This is a genomic window from Pectinatus brassicae (genome assembly GCF_014201835.1).
Taxonomy (GTDB): Bacteria; Bacillota; Negativicutes; order Selenomonadales; family Selenomonadaceae; genus Pectinatus; species Pectinatus brassicae.
The window spans coordinates 61,960-81,019 of the sequence record NZ_JACHFH010000007.1 but is presented as its reverse complement, the minus strand read 5'-3'; the positions used below and the strand labels follow the sequence as shown (position 1 = coordinate 81,019).

Below are 19,060 nucleotides of genomic sequence, written 5' to 3'. Positions count from 1 at the left end.
AGAGAGGGTTCTATATATGCCTGAAGAAAATTTTAATGTAACGGTCCACAGACCCAATCATTCAGCTTGTAATTATTTACCAAAAACATATTATCAAGTTTCTGATGCAAAACATATTTCTGATGTAATAGGTGATGATTGGTTATATTCTTGGACCCCCAAAACACCAGTTTTTATATCTGCACAAACGGGTTCAGGTAAGAATCATTTTATTCGGAATACCTTAATTCCTGGCTTTTTAAGAGAACAGTCCTCTGCTTATAATGGAAAAATATTACTGCTCAGTAATCGCACAGCATTAAATCGCCAAACAAAATTATTAATTGCTGAAACCATTGACCAATTTTCTGGGCGATATGATAGACAACAAGTTAACAAAATAAATGATGTTTCTGATTCCGGACTTGATAAGCTTGAAGACTTCGGAGACATTTTTATTTGCTCTTATCAACGTCTCTTAGGAAATGACCTTTTAAAAAACAGTTACGATTTTGTTGTCATTGATGAATGTCACTTTTTTACATCAGATGCTGTTTTTAACCAAAATACAGAGGATATTCTCAATGTAATTATTAATCAATTCAAAACTGCCGTTAGAATATATATGTCTGCTACGCCTGATGTCATTCTTACAAAAATTATCGAAAAAGAATCTGTAAATACTAGTGTCAGCGATGTATCTATTACAAGTAATCCTTTTACAAACGAACTTAAAGTTCAGATTAATCCCAACGCTTTACCTTTTTTTATAAAAACACATAACAGAAATAGCTACGATCAATACATTGCTTCAGATAGCTTTCTAAATAAACTTTATCTTGATGGATTTGAATTACCTTTTTCTCAAAATGATGACACAAACCAAAACTTTTTTACCGCTTACTCATATGGTGAAAATACATATCATTTAAATAATAATAAAGTTGCTTGGATCTATGACACTATTCGGGATTACCGTTATCTTGATATAAAATATTTTGGAACAACTACATCTGTAGTATCAACAATCGTTGACATTATTACTGAAAACCAAAAAATTCAATCTAAAGATAAATGGATGGTTTTTGTTTCAACAAAAGAACAAGGCTTTGCCATAGAAAAAGAGCTTAATACAACTTTAGGTAATAAACAGCCTCCCTGCTCTACTAGTTTTGCTACATTTATTTCTGCGAACTCAAAACAAAACTCTAATACCTATAGCAAAATTATTCATCAAGCATGCTTCGATGAACAAGTGTTAATTTCAACAGCTGTTTTAGACAATGGTATTAATATTTCTGATCCAGCTGTCAAAAACATCATTATTTTAAATTTTGACCGAACTCAATTTATTCAAATGCTGGGACGAATTCGCACACAACAAAAAACTCCCATCAACTTGTATTTAAGCATTCCACCTATTTCCGAAATAACAAATTTGTTAAAAACATGTCAACGCACTTTAATTGATTATCTTGATTTTGAATGCAGTTCTGATTCTAACAAAGAACAGTTTCACCGGCAATTACTTTCATCATCTTATTTTAATAATAGTAATTGGGATATTAATGAAGAACAACATCTCATCTTCAATGCATTGGCAAAACCAAGCCTTCTAAATAAGATAACTGCATTAAAAAATCTATTACGAAAAATACCTTTTGAAAAATCAATTTTAAATCTAACTGAAAATGATTATAGAAAAATAAAAGCTATCGCATCTTTTGTTTTATTATCCAAGCATAAAGATTTTTTATTTGATTTCCACTCAAAATTACCACAAGGAATTCCGTCATCTATGTTGGAAAATCTACTGTACTTACGCGATCCCATTGGTGAATATATCGCCGCTGTTTTAGATACTATTCCTGATTTTCCAGAGGACCATTTTATTCCAGAAAGTTGGAATTATTTATCAAATAAAGATTTGCAAACAACAATCAACAACTTAGTTTGCACTAGGCACTATACTCAACCAAGAAAAGATATTTCTGCACTGGATTATTCCTACCTAAAAAAATACGAATTTTTTTCCAATAAAATTAACAATATTAGATATATTTCCAATGAAACCACTAAAAATATAGAAAAACTATCCATTCTTACAAATGAACAAAAAAAATACCGTATGCTCTTTAACTATAACTTACAGAACAATTACGATACTTCTTCTGAAAATTTATCCGATGATAATATTTATAATTTTAATATTATCAAAGAACAACTTTCATGGTTAGAGCGCCTTGATGATTTTAACGAAAAAAATTTTCATTACACAGTTTCACAAAAAGAAAATATTGCCAAAGAAGAAAACAGCCATCAAGAACTATTCCAACTTATGGATGAATATGCCATTCCTTCAGATCAGTATATTGAGGCAAAAAATATTCGCTCCACTGAAAACTTGCCATCATTTTTTCTATCAAAAGAAACACAAGAACTTTTTAAATCCAAATTTACGGCAATTTACCAGCAAGCTTTTGGGAAACGACTTAAAGATAAAGCAGATACCACTTCTTATGGTTTAAAAATAATTAATGATTGTTTAAAAGAAAAACAGCTTCCCTATACAATCAAATCAAATAGTACTAATAGAAAAGCAACATATTGGATTGTAATAAAAAATTAAATTTTTTATGTCTTTAACATATTACAATAACTGTAAATTAAGGAGATTTTTTATGAAAATTTTATATCAAATAAAAACCATTCACTACTCTAAAGGAATATTATTTCCAATACCTATTATAAATGACGAAATTTTTATGTGCGCATCACCTAACAATGAAGAAACTTTTATTGTGGAAGTAAATCCTCATCTTTTTTTAAAATTATGGCGAAAAACGTCTTGTACGATTCAAGCTCCTATAGCAAAGGGGAATGAATCATCTTGGAAAAAAGATTATAAATACAAATATGCTCAGCAAGGATTCGCTGCTGGGGTAACCAATCCCGTCCCTTTAGCTAGCGTAAATATCTTAGAAACCAATGACCATCAAATAGAACTTTCTCTAGGCGATGGCGTTACACGAACCATTTATCTTTTATCCATAAAAGCCCCATATTTCCCAGTCTCCTGCACCTCTTTAAAATCTGCTATGCTATTACAAAAAGTGGCCGGATTTAGTGAAGGAACCGTATATACCCTATCTGAATTGTTATCAGACAAAACAAACTGAATAAATTTTATAAGGTCATGGTATATTGGGATATATATTTCTATCTAGAAAATCATCATAGACTATCTAGGATACAGAGATTTTCCAAACGCCCATATTGTGATATATATTAATACATTTTTTGCGCCTTATACGCGCCTTAGAGTATATCAACTACTAACAATTATAGCCATTTGATCCGAAACAAAAAAACCTCAATCCATTGATATTTCTGGCATTGAGGTTAATTATAATTTTCTTATTTTTCATCTCGTGTCGTTCGTAATGATCAGGTCGTAGGTTCAATTCCTATTGCCAGCTCCATATGTATATCAAGGCTTCCAAGGATTTTCCTTGGAAGCCTTTTTGTTATATTTAAGTACCCCATATAATTTACTATTTTACAAATATAACAACATTGAATTTCTTTACCACCATTACAATTCGTTATATAATTAACACATTGATTATTTTATAATCAACTATACATATTTCGACATTATTCTTATACTAATTTACTTTGGAAGGGTAAATAATGAATACACCATCTATTTTAAAGAATAAATACTACTTGTATATAACAGAATTTTTCGCAGGAATGGCTGTTATGGCTGTTGAATTAGGTGCAAACCGTTTATTGGCACCTTATTTTAGTTCTTCTCAAATTGTCTGGACTATTATTATCGGAACGATTATGATCGCCATGGCTATTGGTAATTATTGGGGTGGCCGCAGTGCAGATGCTCATCCTAATCCAGATCGATTATATATACGTATTTTAGTAGCAGCTGTCTGGATCGCAGCTATTCCACTATTGGGGAAATATATTATTTTGGCAATTTCTGGTTTGTTAATTTTTTCTATTAGTACACAACTTTTAACAATCGCAGCTTTTCTTACTTGCATGGCAATTTTTGTTTTTCCTTTGGTATTATTGGGAACAGTTACTCCTTCCCTGGCAAAATATGCACTAGACAGTATGAATAATGCTGGAAGAACTGTAGGTATGCTAGGCGCATATAATACTATCGGCAGTATCATTGGCACTTTTTTACCTACCTTCCTTACTATCCCGACAGTAGGTACTGCTATAACTTTTCTTATTTTTTCTGGAATTCTTTTAATGATCAGTTTAATTTATTTCTTAAATGTACATACAAAAAAAAAGGCTGTTACCGCCGCAACTATTTTTTTCATTTTCTGTTCTTTTTTTGGTAATTCTGACAGCTTCGCCTTTTGGGATAAAGATCTGCTTTATGAAGGGGAATCAGTTTATAATTATTTACAAGTTCGCGATCGGGATGATAGTCGTATTCTATCAACAAATGTATTATTCGGTGTGCAGTCGATAATTAAAAAAAATAGCGAATTAACGGGTATGTACTATGATTATGCATTAGCAGCACCAGTTATGGCTCAAGTTCAAAAAGATAGGCCGCTGCATATCCTTGTATTAGGCATGGGAACAGGAACCTTTGCCAAACAGTGCCAAAAGTATTTTCCCCAAGCAAGCATAGAAGGTGTAGAAATAGATCAAAAAATTACCGATTTGGCTAGACAACACTTTGAACTTCCAATGTCAATCCCTGTAACAACATATGATGGCCGAGCATTTTTACAAAGTATTGACAAAAAATACGACGTCATAATGGTTGATGCCTATCAAGATATTACCATTCCTTTTTATATGTCTTCACAGGAATTTTTCACCTTAGTTCACAACCATTTAACAGCAAATGGTATTATGGTCGTTAATATGAACATTCATTCTGATGGTAATAACAGTATTAATGAATATTTAAGTGATACCATTGCTTCCGTATTTCCATCAGTTTGTACTGTAGATGTACCGAATATGACAAATCGTGAGCTTTTTGCCGGATGCCAGCAAACATCACTTTCAGATTCTCTGCAGACAAAAACAGCAGCTATGAAACAAAGCCCATTAAAGATGTTACTGAAATCAATGATTCCCCAAATTAGACCGCATTATGCGGAAAATCATATTTTTACTGATGATAAGGCCCCGGTTGAGTTATTGGGAATGGCTGCAATGGATCATCTAGTTCAAAATAATCTCAGTACATATAAACGCTTAATACATCAGCAAGGAATCATGAATAGCCTGAAAATGTTATATTAAAACCGTCAACTTTCACTAATATTACCTTCACACAATTAAGGCTTCTAAGATAAAATCTTAGAAGCCTTAATTATGTATAAATGCTATTAAATATTATAATTCTATCTCATCTGCATCATCTAAATTTGCATCTATTAATGGAGTGGTTTTAATAACAGCTACCATTTGATGTTTTTCGCCCCATTTTTCTATAGCTGCTCTATCTTCCTCAGTGGCACCATAACAGCGATTGCGGTCAGCAATAATAAACCCAGAAAAATCTTCTAAGCCGCCGCCACCGCAATTAAGCTTTCTTTTTTTCAACATATTGAGAAATTCATCTAAAACTTTATTACAAATTTTTGCATCTTTTGTATTCACACGGTATCTTGCGCCAAATCCCATGCATTTTGATATTGATACCCGCTTACTGTTTTTAATCATTGAGATATACCTTCTTCTTTATTTTATTGCATGAATAATGCCTACCAATAAGATGCCTATTATTCACGAAAAATAGTATATCATAACGAATTATCACCGTCTATCTTTATTAATTATCACTTCTTTTTGTATTTAAACTTCTGATTTTCCATTAATATTAACAAAAAATTTTATTTGATTCTTTTATTGATATTATCTATTATTAACCTGGTAAAACATTATTAAAAATAATAAAGCAATCAATCATCCCTTTAAATTTAAGAGTTTATTAAAATATTTTTTATTTGACTATTTTATTGATTATATACATGATATAATAATTTTTAAGGAAGGAGTTGTTTTCTATGCCATTCTTAGAAAGTCAAATTATTGCCATTATAAATGAGGCACGAAAACCTGATAATGAATTACCTTGGGTTGAGTTTAAAATGAACAAAGCTACATCTCCTGCGGAAATTGGACAATACATTAGTGCCCTATCTAATACAGCAACTCTTCATAGTAAAACACATGCATTAATGATTTGGGGCATTGATGACGCTACCCACGAAATAAAAGGCACCAATTTCAAGCCCGTCAACACCAAGCAAGGAAATCAATGCTTAGAAATTTTTATTAGTACCCAATTAGAACCACAAGTTCAATTTTACTTTCATGAAGTTAAAATTGAAAATAAATCTGTAGTGCTACTAGAAATAGGCAGTGCTACTTCTTCTCCTGTAAAATTTCAAGGTGTTGATTATATCCGAATAGATTCTCACAAGAAAAAACTTAAAGATTTCCCTGATACCGAACGTGAACTTTGGGCTATATTATCAAAAAAATCCTTTGAAACAATGACAGCTCTTGAAGACGTTCCCGCTGATTTCGTTCTTCGTTTATTAAATTACCCAGCTTATTTTGATCTTCTTTCCCGCGAATTACCAAGTGATAAAATTGGCATTATTGAAGCATTATCATCTGACGATATGATTACACAAAATTTAACTGGTAATTATAACATTACTAATCTTGGTGCTATTCTTTTTGCCAAAAACATTGCAGATTTTCCTGCACTTGAACGTAAGGCTGTAAGAATCATCCAATATAAAGATAATTCACGCATATACGCTGGCAAGGAAAAGATTATTTATACTGGATATGCTTCAGGCTTTGAAACATTGATTAGTTATGTCAATGGACTTCTGCCTTTAAACGAAATCATGGGAAAAGCTCTACGAAAAACAATTCCTATGTATCCAGAGTTAGCCGTCCGAGAAATTATTGCCAACACCTTAATCCATCAAAATTTCTTTTTACAAGGAACCAGTCCCATGATTGAAATATTTTCTGACAGAATGGAAGTAACCAATCCTGGAACACCACTTATTGAAACTAAACGTTTTATTGATTCCCCTCCCATTTCTCGCAATGAAAAATTAGCAGCCTTTATGCGCCGAATTGGCGTTTGTGAAGAACGTGGCAGTGGCTTTGATAAAATAGTCCATGAAACAGAGCTTTACCAGCTTCCAGCACCCGAAATTGAAGTTTATGAAAATAATACTCGTATCATTCTTTTTTCGCATCGTGATTTTGGTAAAATGAGTAAAGAAGATAAGCTTCGAGCCTGTTACTTACATGCTTGTTTAAAACGCGTTAATCGTGAATACATGACCAATTCTACACTGCGTGAACGTTTTCATATACCACAAAAAAATAGTGCTATGATTTCCCGCCTACTAAACGAGGCCTGCGAAACAGGCTTAATAAAAATTACCGACGATACTTCTACAAGCATGCGAAATCGCAGATATGTTCCATATTGGGCCTGATTATAACACTCTTATTTTTTTAGCATTTAATACTACCAATATATAAAAGGAATGATATATCTGCTTTCTATTATTCAGCACAATAAACATATCTTTAAACCAGTGCTTGCAATCTTATATTTTTTTATATATTTTTTTGCAATTTGGACCAAAAATATATTTTGTAATATACTACTATTTCTTATTTGGCTAGGATGTATAATCAAGTTATATCTTGCTCTAGCTTATTCTATAAAAAAGCCTATTGTTTTAGAAATGACTCATTATTCTAAACGACAAAAGTTTTTCTTAGCCTTATCCCTTATGTTATCAGCAAATTTATGTTGGATACCAACGTTAGTTATTGTTGACTCCCTAGCAAAAGTATTCTTAATTTATAAACTGCTACCAAATGACTTTATAAAAAACATTGGATGCGCATTATTATTATTTGTTCCCTTAGCAACAAGTCTACTAATATTTTACGCCCTTAAAAATTTAATTATCAAATATAACACTTATTTCAAAGCAGCATCTGCCTTTATTCTCTTATGCTTTCCATTTATGTTTTTGATAAATGCCTATTGGCCGCTAGATATAGTGTCTTTCCTTAAGGATTCGCACTCTTGGGGCTTAGTCATTACCGTACCATTATTTCTGTTTTTAATTGAAATATACACTATAAAAGATCCTGAAAGTTGATGCATATATCTATCTAATACTAACATCAGTTTTTCCAAAGAAATAAGTGTTAATCATATTATATAATCTGATTAACACTTATTTCTTTCTTATTCTATTTCTTTATTTATATTTACTAATGAACCGACTCGTATATCGGCAATAAGCGGATGATTTTTGCCCCATGCTTCTACTATTTTTCTGTCTTCTTCAGTCGTAGCACAACAACGTCTTCGTTCTGCCACGATAATCGTGCTAAAACCATCTTCGCCGCCACTGCCGCATTCCAGTCTTCTTTTTTCAAGTAGCTCAATTAGATCATTTAAAACAACGATATAATTAATATCAGTGTCTTCTTTTAAATAATATTCCAGTGAAAAACCCAGACATATAGATTTAGGAATTCTTTTGCCCTTTTTTATCATAATATACCTTCTTTATTTTAAATTTTATAGTTATTATTTATATCAACTATCTATGAAACCTAGTATAACATAATGATTTTTCACCGTCTATATCAGTCATTTATGCCTTTTAATACGGTTTTACATATTTACTCATAAAAAAATGTCGAAGCAAGCATTTTGCTCACTTCAACATTTTTTAATAATTCTTTTTATTTATTTTTTGCCTGCAACTCTGCTATGGCATTTCTATAATCCGTCGCAGCTTTCTGTAATTCCTGACGTGTTTTATTAATCTCGCTAATAGTGTTCTGATCAAATTTATCGTCTTGTACAGCTTTTATAATTTTATTTAAGACATTTATTGTTATATCTGCTTGTTTAACTTGCATTTGATGAACTGCTTCTACTTCTTTAGTCTTAGGTTTATAAGCTTTTTCTTTATCTGCTAAGGCTGTGAATTTCTGCAGAGCTTCAGTAATTACTTTAATTTTTTCTTCTTTTTTATTCACATTTGTATGATTACTCATCATCTGCTGAATTTTAGAATTAAAATCTGCTATTATTGGTGCTGCTTCTGTAGACATTGTTTGTTCAAATTTCAAGTATGCTGCTAAATCATCCTTAACTGAAGTACCGCACCCTGTGGTAATAGCCAAAATCATAATCGCTAATACTAAAAATAATTTCTTTTTTAACATATTTTCCTCCAATAATACTAAATATTTATAGTTGCTTTAGATAAAGTATTCGTAGTTTATTTGCTATAGATTATCTGCTACTAAAATATCCTGCATTTCTTATGGTAATTTATGTTAAATTTACAAATACTTCAATTTTTTATAAATTACTCCCCTATGCATAATAATGCTGACAGCAACGTTGCAATTTTAACTTATAACAATACAATTGTCAATATAAGATATTTATAATTTATTTAATAATATCTATTTACAGTAAATCTATATATCTCAGGCTGTTCGTCAGTAGCAATATTTCCCTTTTCTTTTACAATAGCCAATTGTTTTTCAATAGTATCAATCCCTGGCAGCATCGGCAATAAAACGCCGCTGCGACCATCTTCCATGATAGCAATAATACCATATTTTTGTGGATTTAATTTATCTTTAGTAGTCGGCTCAAGTGGTGAAAGAACATCTACAGAAAAAGTTATATCCTTTAGTTCATCAAACGCAACTGGGGAAAAACGGTCATCATCAGTACCAGCATTAATAGCATTATTTATTATTTCCAAGCCTATATTATCCTGCGTTGGCATTAATGTTCCAATACAGCCGCGCAGTTGTCCATCTTTTTTCAAAGAAACAAATACGCCCGCTTTTTTACTTAAACCAGCAATCAATGTTGTCGGTAAATTTAATTTCTTACCTGTACGCAGATAATATTCCAAGGCTTTTTTTGCTAAGTGCACTTCACGGCTATTATCCGTAAAAAATTTCTTCGTATTAAAAAATAATACCGTACCATAGCCTACACCAAAAGGACATTGATAAGATATATACTGTGGTGATGTTTCGCTATGCTGCATCGCTCCCAGCAGAAAAAATATTGATCGCAAGCCACATTCCCCGGCAGCTTCAATAAAAGCAGGCTGTAATGATAAAAGTTTCTGGCTATCCACTGTTTTTAATGATTCTATAATAATTTTATCAAATAATTTTCCCTCAGGTGCATAGCCATTGGCAGAATTTTTTGCCAAGCGATGCGATAGATCCCCCGACGCAATAATAACAGCATTTGTCCTACTGTCATTAATGGCATTATACATTGCCAAGCCATACTGCATCATTTCTTCATATGCACATAAGGAAATTGCCAGATGAATAATTTGGCCTTTAAAACCAGCCTGATGTAAATAATATAAAGGCACCAAACTGCCTTTATCAATTTCCAGTGAAATATTATTCGCCAAGCAGTATTCTTCGTTTACTGCCGCTAAAGGAAGTCCCCGCTGCCGACAAATTTGGGTAAATTTTTCGGCCAAATTGAGATCAACTTTATATTTAAAAAAAATATCCGGCTGATTAAATTCGGCCATTGAGCCCATTAAGTATTCGGCCGCACTAAGCCCCATACTATTTTCAACAATGGGCGCATGCGGTGAAATAATAATAATCGTTTTAGGATTTTTTTCCATAATTGCCTGAGATATTTTATTTACAGCATCTATGGTCATGCTTAATTCCAATGTATTGTCGCCGCCTATTTCCGGCAGCATTATCGGCGGATGCGGCATAAGTGCCCCACCAAGAAAATAATTCATAATTAATCCCTCCATAAATAATATAGAATAAATCATAACTTCACCTTGCTTTTATTCTATATCGCATGATACAATTACTCCATTATTTTCATTTAAATTTATTTTATTCTTTTAGGAGGCCGCCACATGGAACTAGTCATCAAACGTTTTGAAGAATTATCAACTATTGAGCTTTATGAAATAATAAAAGCACGCCTTGCTGTATTTGTTGTGGAACAACACTGCTTAGACCAGGATCTTGATGACAAAGATTTTCATGCCTATCATGTATTTTTACGAGATGAATCCGGTGTAAAAGCCTATCTACGAGTAATCGATAAGGGGATTTCCTTTCCCGAGGTCGCTATTGGACGAGTTCTAACAACAAAACGTCATTGTGGTTTGGGTAATAAAATAGTTGCTTATGGAATACAAGTTGCTAAAGAACAAATGCATGCCGATAAAATAAGAATTGCTGCCCAGGTATACGTTAAAAAAATGTATGAAAAAGCCGGCTTCCAACAGGTTTCAGACGAATTTCTTGAATGTGATATACCTCATATTGAAATGCTGCTTACTTTATAAATATCTATATAAAAAAGGGGTCTGTCGCACATTAATAAATATGTGTGACAGACCTCTTTTTTTGTAATTTTAAAGTCTTCCCTACACGGTGTATACTGTATCTCTAAAATGCTAAAGCATTAAGAGCTACAGCATAGTAAAGGTGGCACTATAAATCAGTGAAAAAGAGTTTTAACCCCTCAGTCAGCTAAAGCTGCCAGCTCCCCTACATGGGAGCCTTTTGGATTGAATCATTAATATATCATACATGCAACAGCCCTCTTTTACTAGCTATTATTAATTTTAATGTGCCAGTTTTATACCAGAAGCTTTTATTTTATCTTTTACTGCCATAATTTCATGAGCAGTTGGTGTATTTACATCAGCCAGTAAATATTTCATACCCAATTCTTTCCATTTAGAGATCCCCATTTTATGATAAGGTAATATATCTACAGCTAAATCTATTGCTTCCAATGAATGTATTATCTTGATAAGTGCTGCTATTTCCAAGGCAGAGTCTGTAATCCCCGGGAGTATAACATAACGCAATGTTACTGGTTTTCTTTTGGCGATAATTTTCAAGTTCTCGATAATATTTTTATTGGAATTTCCTGCTGTAAGTTTTTTATGCAGCGATTCTGTACCCGCTTTTAAAGAAAAAAGAACATGATCTGTATAGGGCAGTATTTTCATTATTGCTGCTTTGGCACCAGAACCAGAGGTATCCAATGTAGTTGAAATTTTATTTTCCTGACATAATTGAAAAAGTTCAGCAACAAAATCCGGCTGTAATAACGGTTCCCCACCACTAACAGTAATGCCCCCACCCGAAGCTTCATAAAAGCTTCGATATTCCTCTACCTCATGTAGTACTTCTTCGCTATCAATTAATCTATTGCCTTGTTTCCATGTATCAGGGTTATGGCAAAACGCGCATTGCAAATTACATCCTGCTAAAAAAAGTACATAACGAATTCCTTTACCATCAACTGTTCCAAATGTTTCTCTGGAATGATAATACCCCTTCACTGTATTTTCCTTTCGCTATAATAAAAAATTCATTTTTATATTGCTTCATAGAATGTGCGGTCAATAACTTCCTGCTGATGCTCACGATCAAGCTTAATAAAATTAACAGCGTAACCAGAAACACGAATAGTAAGCTGCGGATATTTTTCTGGATGCTCCATAGCATCCTTTAATGTAGAACGGTCATGTACATTTACATTAATATGATGTGCATTACAATTGCTATAGCCATCAAGCAGTGCTGTAAGATTCTTTTCCCGTATTTCATCTGTTTTTCCCAAAGCTTCAGGAATTATAGAAAATGTATAGGATATCCCATCACGACAGTCATCATAAGATATATTGGCTACCGATTTCATTGCAGCTAATGCCCCCGCTTTATCACGTCCGTGCATTGGATTGGCACCAGGTGCCAATGGTTGCCCTGATTTTCTACCATCAGGTGTAGCACCTGTTTTTTTGCCATATACTACATTTGACGTGATTGTCAGTATTGAGAGTGTATGCTCAGCATTACGGTAAGCCGGATGTTTTTTTAGTTCCGTAATAAACTCATGTGTTATTTCTTTAGCAAAACTATCTACTCTAGAATCATTATTGCCATATTTAGGAAAATCCCCTTCAATGGCAAAATCAACAGCAACTCCATTTTCATCACGTATTGGCTTAACTTTAGCATACTTTATTGCACTAAGTGAATCCACTGCTACAGAAAGCCCTGCTATGCCAAAAGCCATGAGCCGCGCAACCTTACTATCATGCAATGCCATTTGTTCTGCTTCATAAGCATGCCTGTCATGCGAATAATGAATAACATTCATGGTATTAACGTAAACACCTGCCAGCCATGCTAAAACTTCCGAATATTTTTTCCTTACATCGTCATAGTCTAAATATTCACCTTGCGGCAATGGCATTTGGGGTGCCAGCTGTTTATTAGTTTTTTCGTCCTTGCCGCCATTAATTGCTAATAACAATGCTTTGGCTAAATTTGCCCTTGCCCCAAAGAACTGCATCATTTTGCCTAGTTTCATAGCTGATACACAGCAGGCAATGCCATAATCATCACCAAATACCGGGCGCATTACTTCATCATTTTCATACTGCACAGCACTTGTCTTTATTGATATTATTGACGCAAATCGCTTAAATGCTGCTGGTAATTTTTTCGACCATAAAATTGTTATATTAGGTTCCGGAGCCGGTCCTAAATTATTGAGAGTATGCAAAGTACGCATGGATGTTTTTGTTACTAAGGTCCGCCCATCTTCTCCCATACCGCCAATAACTTCAGTTACCCAAAGAGGATCACCTGCAAATAGTTCATTATATTCTGGTGTACGCAGCATACGGATGAGTCTTAATTTAATCACAAATTGATCAATAATTTCCTGCGCAGCTGCTTCTGTCAATATGCCGTTTTTAAGATCACGTTCAATATAAATATCAATAAATGTTGATACACGTCCAATCGACATTGCCGCCCCATTTTGATTTTTTACAGCAGCTAAATAACCAAAGTATATCCATTGTACGGCTTCTCTGGTATTTTTGGCCGGGCAGCTTATATCAAAACCATAAGCAGCTGCCATTTTTTTTATTGCTTTTAGGGCTGCAATCTGCTGAGCAATTTCATCACGTGAGCGGGCTTTTTCTTCTGATATTTCCCCAGAAAATAAATTTTCTCTATCATTTTGTTTTTGTTCAATCAAATAGTCTATACCATAAAGGGCAATACGACGATAATCGCCTATTATTCTGCCTCGCCCATAGGCATCAGGCAAACCTGTCAACAATCCGAGTGAACGAACCTTACGCATTTCTGGTGTATATAAGGAAAATACAGCTTCATTATGAGTTTTTACATATTTAGAATATATTTTTTCGAGTTCAGGATTAAGTTTGTAGCCATATTCATTGCAGGCCTGCTGCGCCATACGTAACCCACCGCTGAGAACAAGTCCACGTTTCAACGGTGCATCAAGCTGTAAACCAACGATAACTTCATTATCCTTATCAATATAGCCTGGCGCATGTGATGTAATTGTAGATACTGTATTAGAATCTACATCGAGTACCCCATTTTTTTCCCGTTCTTGCGACAATAATAATTTACATTTGTCCCAAACTATCTCTGTCTTTTTTGTTTTATCAACAAGAAAATCTTCACTGCCTTCATATGGTGTATAATTTTCCTGAATAAAATTTCTTACATCAATTTGCTGCTGCCAATTGCCATCTTTAAATCCATTCCAATAGTTATTCATAAATACGTCCTCCTTCAATCTGGATATCATCCAGTAAAAAACACTTAAAAATACATTTTCAGGATAGACAAAAAAAAGCCGCCTGAGCAAATGTATTCTGCCCAGGCGGCCGGCTTTAAGAAATACAGTCCCCCGTGGTAACCCACAACTCCGCCAGTTCTGTATTTACTGTATATTATCTTATATATACTGTATTTTTATTATATATAATGCCCGACTATATTGTCAATATTAATCCCTAAAATATATTATTTTTTTTATGTTTTCTTATCATTAATATAATTATGGTTTATATTTTATTTGTACAGGATTTTTTTCTATAACATGGAATTATTTATATAATGTTTTTATAAAGGAGACGATTGTTATATGAAAAAGTTTGTTGATGAATTTAGCCAATTTGCCATGCGTGGTAATGTAATGGATTTAGCTATTGGTGTTATTATCGGAGCATCATTTAATGAAATTGTCAGTTCGCTCGTTTCAGATATCATCATGCCGCCATTCGGCTTATTATTTGGCGGTATAAAATTTTCCAATTTCTTTTTTAATCTTACCAATAAACGTATTTATACTCTGCAAGAAGCCCAACAAGCCAATGTACCTGTAATTGCTTACGGTAATTTCATCGATGCAATAATTCAATTTATAATTGTAGCTTTTGCCATATTTATTTTCGTCAAACAAATAAATCGATTATTTCCTAAAAAACCTGCTAGCAAAACTGATTCCCGTCTTTGTCCTTATTGCTATCAACCTATACATAAAGAGGCTACCCGTTGTCCTCATTGCACCTCTATCCTTAATAAAAAAAATACTGCTGAAAATATTAACATGTTGACGGATAAATAAAATAATGATATTATCATCTTATATTTCGTAAGCGTTAACGTAAACCAACGCACTGTCCAGCCTGAAAAGGGGAGAGTGCGTTTTTTTGTTGCTCTTTTTTGGTTGGTAGAATTATCAAGAGGAGAATAAACTATGAAAAAAAACATTTCATTGAAACAAAATCTTACTAAATTTGGCATAACAATGCTTATAACGTATCTGTCTGTTGCTATGGCCCTTCCCATTGTACCAATTTTTGTCAAAGAAAGCCTGCATTTACCAAATTGGTTAGGTGGTGCCGCCGTTGGCATTTCTTTTGTATCAACAATTTTATCAAGAAAATATGCTGGAACATTTGCTGATACTAAAAGCAGCAAAAAATGTTTTATGTTCGGATTTCTATTATACGTTCTAGCCGCTTTTATCTGTCTGATTGCTTCGTTAAAAACCTTCGGTGTATCCACAGCCTTTATTATTCTTATTGTAGGGCGCTTAATTCTGGGATTTGGTGAAAGTATGTCTGTAGTGGGCATATCAAATTGGCATTTTTCTTATTTAGGACCTGTAAATTCTGGAAAGATACTGGCAATTATGGGTATGGCTATGTATGGTGCTTTTGCCCTAGGTAGTCCCATTGGTATTGTCCTTTATAATTATTTTGGCTTTGAAGCTGTTATGTTAGCATCGGCAGTAATGCCTATTATTGGAATTATGGTATTTTACAAATCGCCGGAAACTTTTGTACATAGTATTAATACCAACAAACAGTCTTTTGCCCGTCTTTTATTAAAAATCTGGAAGCATGGAATGGCGGTATCACTTCAAGGCATAGGGTTCGCTCTTTTAGGCGCATTTATTACCCTTTATTTCAAAAGTCATAATTGGCCATATGCTGGCGTTGGCCTATCATTATTTGGCCTTGGTTTTGTAATAAGTCGTATTTTCTTCGGTACTTTGCCTGATAAAATTGGTGGTACAAAAATTGCCTTTGTATCCCTTATTGTTGAAGCAATCGGGCAAGGATGTATATGGATTGCCCCCAATTACCTTATTGCATTATCTGGCGCTTTGCTCACAGGCCTTGGTTGTTCAATGATATATCCAGCGATGGGTGTAGAAGTTATAAAAAAAGTAAGTCCTGATCAACGAGCCACAGCCCTTGGGGGATTTTCCATGTTTCAGGATGTATCTTATGCCTTTTCTGCTCCTATAGGTGGAATTATAGCCGATCATTTTAATTATGCCTCAACCTTTTTATGTGGCTTTATAGCTGCACTTTTTGGTATTATCATCATCTTTTCAATGTTTAAATCTAAATCCGATATAAATTAAAATTTTTTTCATAATAATTTATACCCCCCTATAAAAAACCGTAGAAATTTAAAATTTCTACGGTTTTTGCATTATAAATTAAATTTTGTTATATATCTATTTAAGTTATTACTAAGAGCCATTATTTATCGATAATAGCCAATTGCTCTCTTTTGTTATTTTATAATTTAATATAGCCTTTTTTTATTATTTCTTGTAATTCATTCTTTATATTAGCACTTTTGTATATTCCGCCATGATAACAGATTATCGTATCAATATTATAATCAAGCAGTTTTTTTATTGATTCTATTATTGTAGGTTTATCTAAGGCAAAAATTTCATTGGCAATGCATAATTTTCCATCTTTTACAACAAGCAAATCACCGCTAATTAATGTTTTTTCTGATCCAATATATACAGAAATATGTCCTGGCGTATGTCCCGGTGTTTCTATTATTTCAATGGCTGTACCAGAAAAACTATCTGGCGTAATAGCAACTGCATCAACGGGATGAGGCACCTCTTTTAATGTATCAATAAATGCCTGCTCAAACTGCTGTTCTTCAGCCTGACAAAGACGCAATGACTTTTCTTTACCAAGAACATAGGGAAGTTCTTTTTCTGATGAATATATAGTGACTGCCGGATATTTTTTTTCCAGCTCAGCGGATGCCCCCATATGGTCATGATCCTGATGGGTAATTATTACACCTGTTAAAGCACTCATATTTAACCCTTTTTGGGCAAAAAACTTTTCAATATCCTGTAAAAAACCTGGATAGCCTGCATCCACCAAATACATTTTATCCTTATCTTCAATCAAGACAGGATTTATTTCAACTTTAATATCGCCCTTTTCAAAAAATAATGGTATTGTATAAATAATTTTAAACACTCCTTTTTATATTCCAGTAGTCATCTTTACTATAAAGGCAATTTTTCCTTTTTTATATGCCACACTAATTTTTCCATTAATAATCTGTGTTAATTCTTCTGCTATGGATAGTCCAATACCATAGCCTTTTTTTTGACTATTGTGTGATTCATCACCACGATAAAATCTTTCAAAAAAACGACTGTAATCAATATTAGCACCAGCAGCATAATCATTAATAACTGATATTGTTACTGTTTTCTTTTTATTCTTGCTAAGTACTACATCAACAGTTCCCTCATCATCACAATATTTAACAGCATTATCCACAAGAATATTAACAAGCTCATATACACACTTGTTATCAGATTGTACATAAAGCTGTGATTTAATATTGGAATAAAGATTTTTTCCTTGGTCTTTTGCTATCTGCTCAAATGAAGAAACCACTGCTGTCACCGTCTCTGATAGATCAAACTTCACTATATTAAGGTCTGCTGCCGAACGTTCCCCCATTTTTGACAGCACAACCAGATCATTTATTAAATTAGATAACCGCTTAACTTGCTTTAATATGCTTTCCGTCCATTGGCTTTTCCCATTAATCAGTTCTATCGCTTCAGTATTAGTTGAAATTATGGCAATTGGTGTTTTAAGTTCATGCCCTGCATTAGTAATAAATCTTTTTTGATTTTCCATATTACGAATAAATGGTTTTAAAGGTGCTTTCGATAGTGCTGTTAATATCATTATATATAATATTACACAGGCTATTCCTACCAAAAGAGAATAACGCATAAATGAATCTACTGCATCAACATCGTGCGTACAATCCATAATAACAATAAAAAAATCGCCATCATTTTTCTTGGTAATCATATAAGCATAACTGGCCCTATCTTTTTTAAAAAAACCTACACTTTGGCCTTTTTGTACTGTAGTCTGCGCATATTCAATTGCTTCCCTTTCTGTAAAAGCTGCTATATTTTTTATGTTAATTTCCCGTACATAGCCATCTGGAGCAACCAACACACTAAAAAAACGTGTTTGATAAGAAAATTCTGGCGTATCATCCGACCAGTTTGTATCACCAAACCAATTTGTATTATTGAACCAACTATTATCTGTAGTTGGTATTTTTTTAGGCAATTTACCACTATTTTGGGAAATATACGAAAGCACTGATTCTACTTGATTTGTCATACGCACGTAAGTAATTGTGTTAATGAGCCCCAATACTACTGCAACAATGATAACAACTGCCGCTGTAGCAATTAAAACAAATTTCCAGCGCAGACTTTTTATCATATTCATCAATTATCATCTCCTCATTAAGC

The 19,060-nt window shown here is 33.3% G+C and carries 15 protein-coding genes and 1 riboswitch; of the genes, 7 read left to right on the top strand and 8 right to left on the bottom strand.

Annotation, left to right across the window (positions count from 1 at the left end):
• Positions 1-16 precede the first annotated feature (16 nt).
• The 3 genes from HNR32_RS04020 to HNR32_RS04010 all read left to right on the top strand — a co-directional run bounded on the left by HNR32_RS04020 (position 17) and on the right by HNR32_RS04010 (position 5,280).
• On the top strand, positions 17-2,608 hold the full coding sequence (locus tag HNR32_RS04020; RefSeq protein WP_183859913.1) for a DEAD/DEAH box helicase family protein: 2,592 nt from the start codon (positions 17-19) through the stop codon (positions 2,606-2,608).
• Between the two features lie 52 nt (positions 2,609-2,660).
• Positions 2,661-3,158, top strand: a complete 498-nt coding sequence (locus tag HNR32_RS04015; RefSeq protein ID WP_183859911.1) for a plasmid fertility inhibition factor family protein — start codon at positions 2,661-2,663, stop codon at positions 3,156-3,158.
• 514 nt (positions 3,159-3,672) lie between these two features.
• The gene (locus HNR32_RS04010; RefSeq protein WP_183859909.1) at positions 3,673-5,280 is read left to right on the top strand and encodes a spermidine synthase; all 1,608 of its coding nucleotides are present in this window, start codon (positions 3,673-3,675) and stop codon (positions 5,278-5,280) included.
• A 93-nt stretch (positions 5,281-5,373) separates the two neighbouring features.
• Here HNR32_RS04010 and HNR32_RS04005 read toward each other — a convergent pair whose 3' ends face one another.
• Positions 5,374-5,703, bottom strand: coding sequence for a 50S ribosome-binding protein YggL (locus HNR32_RS04005; RefSeq protein ID WP_183859907.1), 330 nt, complete (start codon positions 5,701-5,703; stop codon positions 5,374-5,376).
• Between the two features lie 344 nt (positions 5,704-6,047).
• Here HNR32_RS04005 and HNR32_RS04000 point away from each other — a divergent pair, with 344 nt between their 5' ends.
• On the top strand, positions 6,048-7,514 hold the full coding sequence (locus HNR32_RS04000) for an ATP-binding protein (RefSeq protein WP_183859905.1): 1,467 nt from the start codon (positions 6,048-6,050) through the stop codon (positions 7,512-7,514).
• Positions 7,515-8,284: 770 nt separating this feature from the next.
• Here HNR32_RS04000 and HNR32_RS03995 read toward each other — a convergent pair.
• The 3 genes from HNR32_RS03995 to amrA all read right to left on the bottom strand — a co-directional run bounded on the left by HNR32_RS03995 (position 8,285) and on the right by amrA (position 10,862).
• Positions 8,285-8,599: a 50S ribosome-binding protein YggL gene (locus HNR32_RS03995; protein ID WP_183859903.1), complete on the bottom strand. Its 315-nt coding sequence runs from the start codon at positions 8,597-8,599 to the stop codon at positions 8,285-8,287.
• Between the two features lie 191 nt (positions 8,600-8,790).
• Positions 8,791-9,279, bottom strand: coding sequence for a hypothetical protein (locus HNR32_RS03990; RefSeq protein WP_183859901.1), 489 nt, complete (start codon positions 9,277-9,279; stop codon positions 8,791-8,793).
• A 236-nt stretch (positions 9,280-9,515) separates the two neighbouring features.
• On the bottom strand, positions 9,516-10,862 hold the full coding sequence (gene amrA / locus HNR32_RS03985; RefSeq protein ID WP_183859899.1) for an AmmeMemoRadiSam system protein A: 1,347 nt from the start codon (positions 10,860-10,862) through the stop codon (positions 9,516-9,518).
• A 126-nt stretch (positions 10,863-10,988) separates the two neighbouring features.
• Between amrA and HNR32_RS03980 the strand changes: the two genes are divergently transcribed.
• Positions 10,989-11,426: a GNAT family N-acetyltransferase gene (locus HNR32_RS03980; RefSeq protein ID WP_183859897.1), complete on the top strand. Its 438-nt coding sequence runs from the start codon at positions 10,989-10,991 to the stop codon at positions 11,424-11,426.
• 282 nt (positions 11,427-11,708) lie between these two features.
• On the opposite strand, the gene pflA is transcribed toward HNR32_RS03980, so the two are convergent.
• Entirely contained in the window at positions 11,709-12,437 is a 729-nt protein-coding gene (gene pflA, locus HNR32_RS03975; protein ID WP_183859895.1) for a pyruvate formate-lyase-activating protein, read from the bottom strand.
• A 35-nt stretch (positions 12,438-12,472) separates the two neighbouring features.
• Positions 12,473-14,704, bottom strand: a complete 2,232-nt coding sequence (gene pflB / locus HNR32_RS03970) for a formate C-acetyltransferase (RefSeq protein WP_183859893.1) — start codon at positions 14,702-14,704, stop codon at positions 12,473-12,475.
• A gap of 92 nt (positions 14,705-14,796) precedes the next feature.
• Positions 14,797-14,875, bottom strand: a riboswitch (ZMP/ZTP riboswitch).
• 198 nt (positions 14,876-15,073) lie between these two features.
• On the opposite strand from pflB, the gene mscL reads away from it, so the two are divergent.
• Complete coding sequence (gene mscL, locus HNR32_RS03965; RefSeq protein ID WP_183859891.1) at positions 15,074-15,556, top strand: large conductance mechanosensitive channel protein MscL; 483 nt, start codon at positions 15,074-15,076, stop codon at positions 15,554-15,556.
• A 132-nt stretch (positions 15,557-15,688) separates the two neighbouring features.
• Complete coding sequence (locus HNR32_RS03960; RefSeq protein WP_183859889.1) at positions 15,689-16,867, top strand: arabinose transporter; 1,179 nt, start codon at positions 15,689-15,691, stop codon at positions 16,865-16,867.
• Between the two features lie 160 nt (positions 16,868-17,027).
• Here HNR32_RS03960 and HNR32_RS03955 read toward each other — a convergent pair whose 3' ends face one another.
• On the bottom strand, positions 17,028-17,744 hold the full coding sequence (locus HNR32_RS03955) for an MBL fold metallo-hydrolase (RefSeq protein ID WP_196611089.1): 717 nt from the start codon (positions 17,742-17,744) through the stop codon (positions 17,028-17,030).
• Between the two features lie 6 nt (positions 17,745-17,750).
• A complete protein-coding gene (locus HNR32_RS03950) occupies positions 17,751-19,037 on the bottom strand; it encodes a sensor histidine kinase (protein ID WP_183859887.1) in 1,287 nt (428 codons plus the stop codon).
• Between the last annotated feature and the right edge of the window lie 23 nt (positions 19,038-19,060).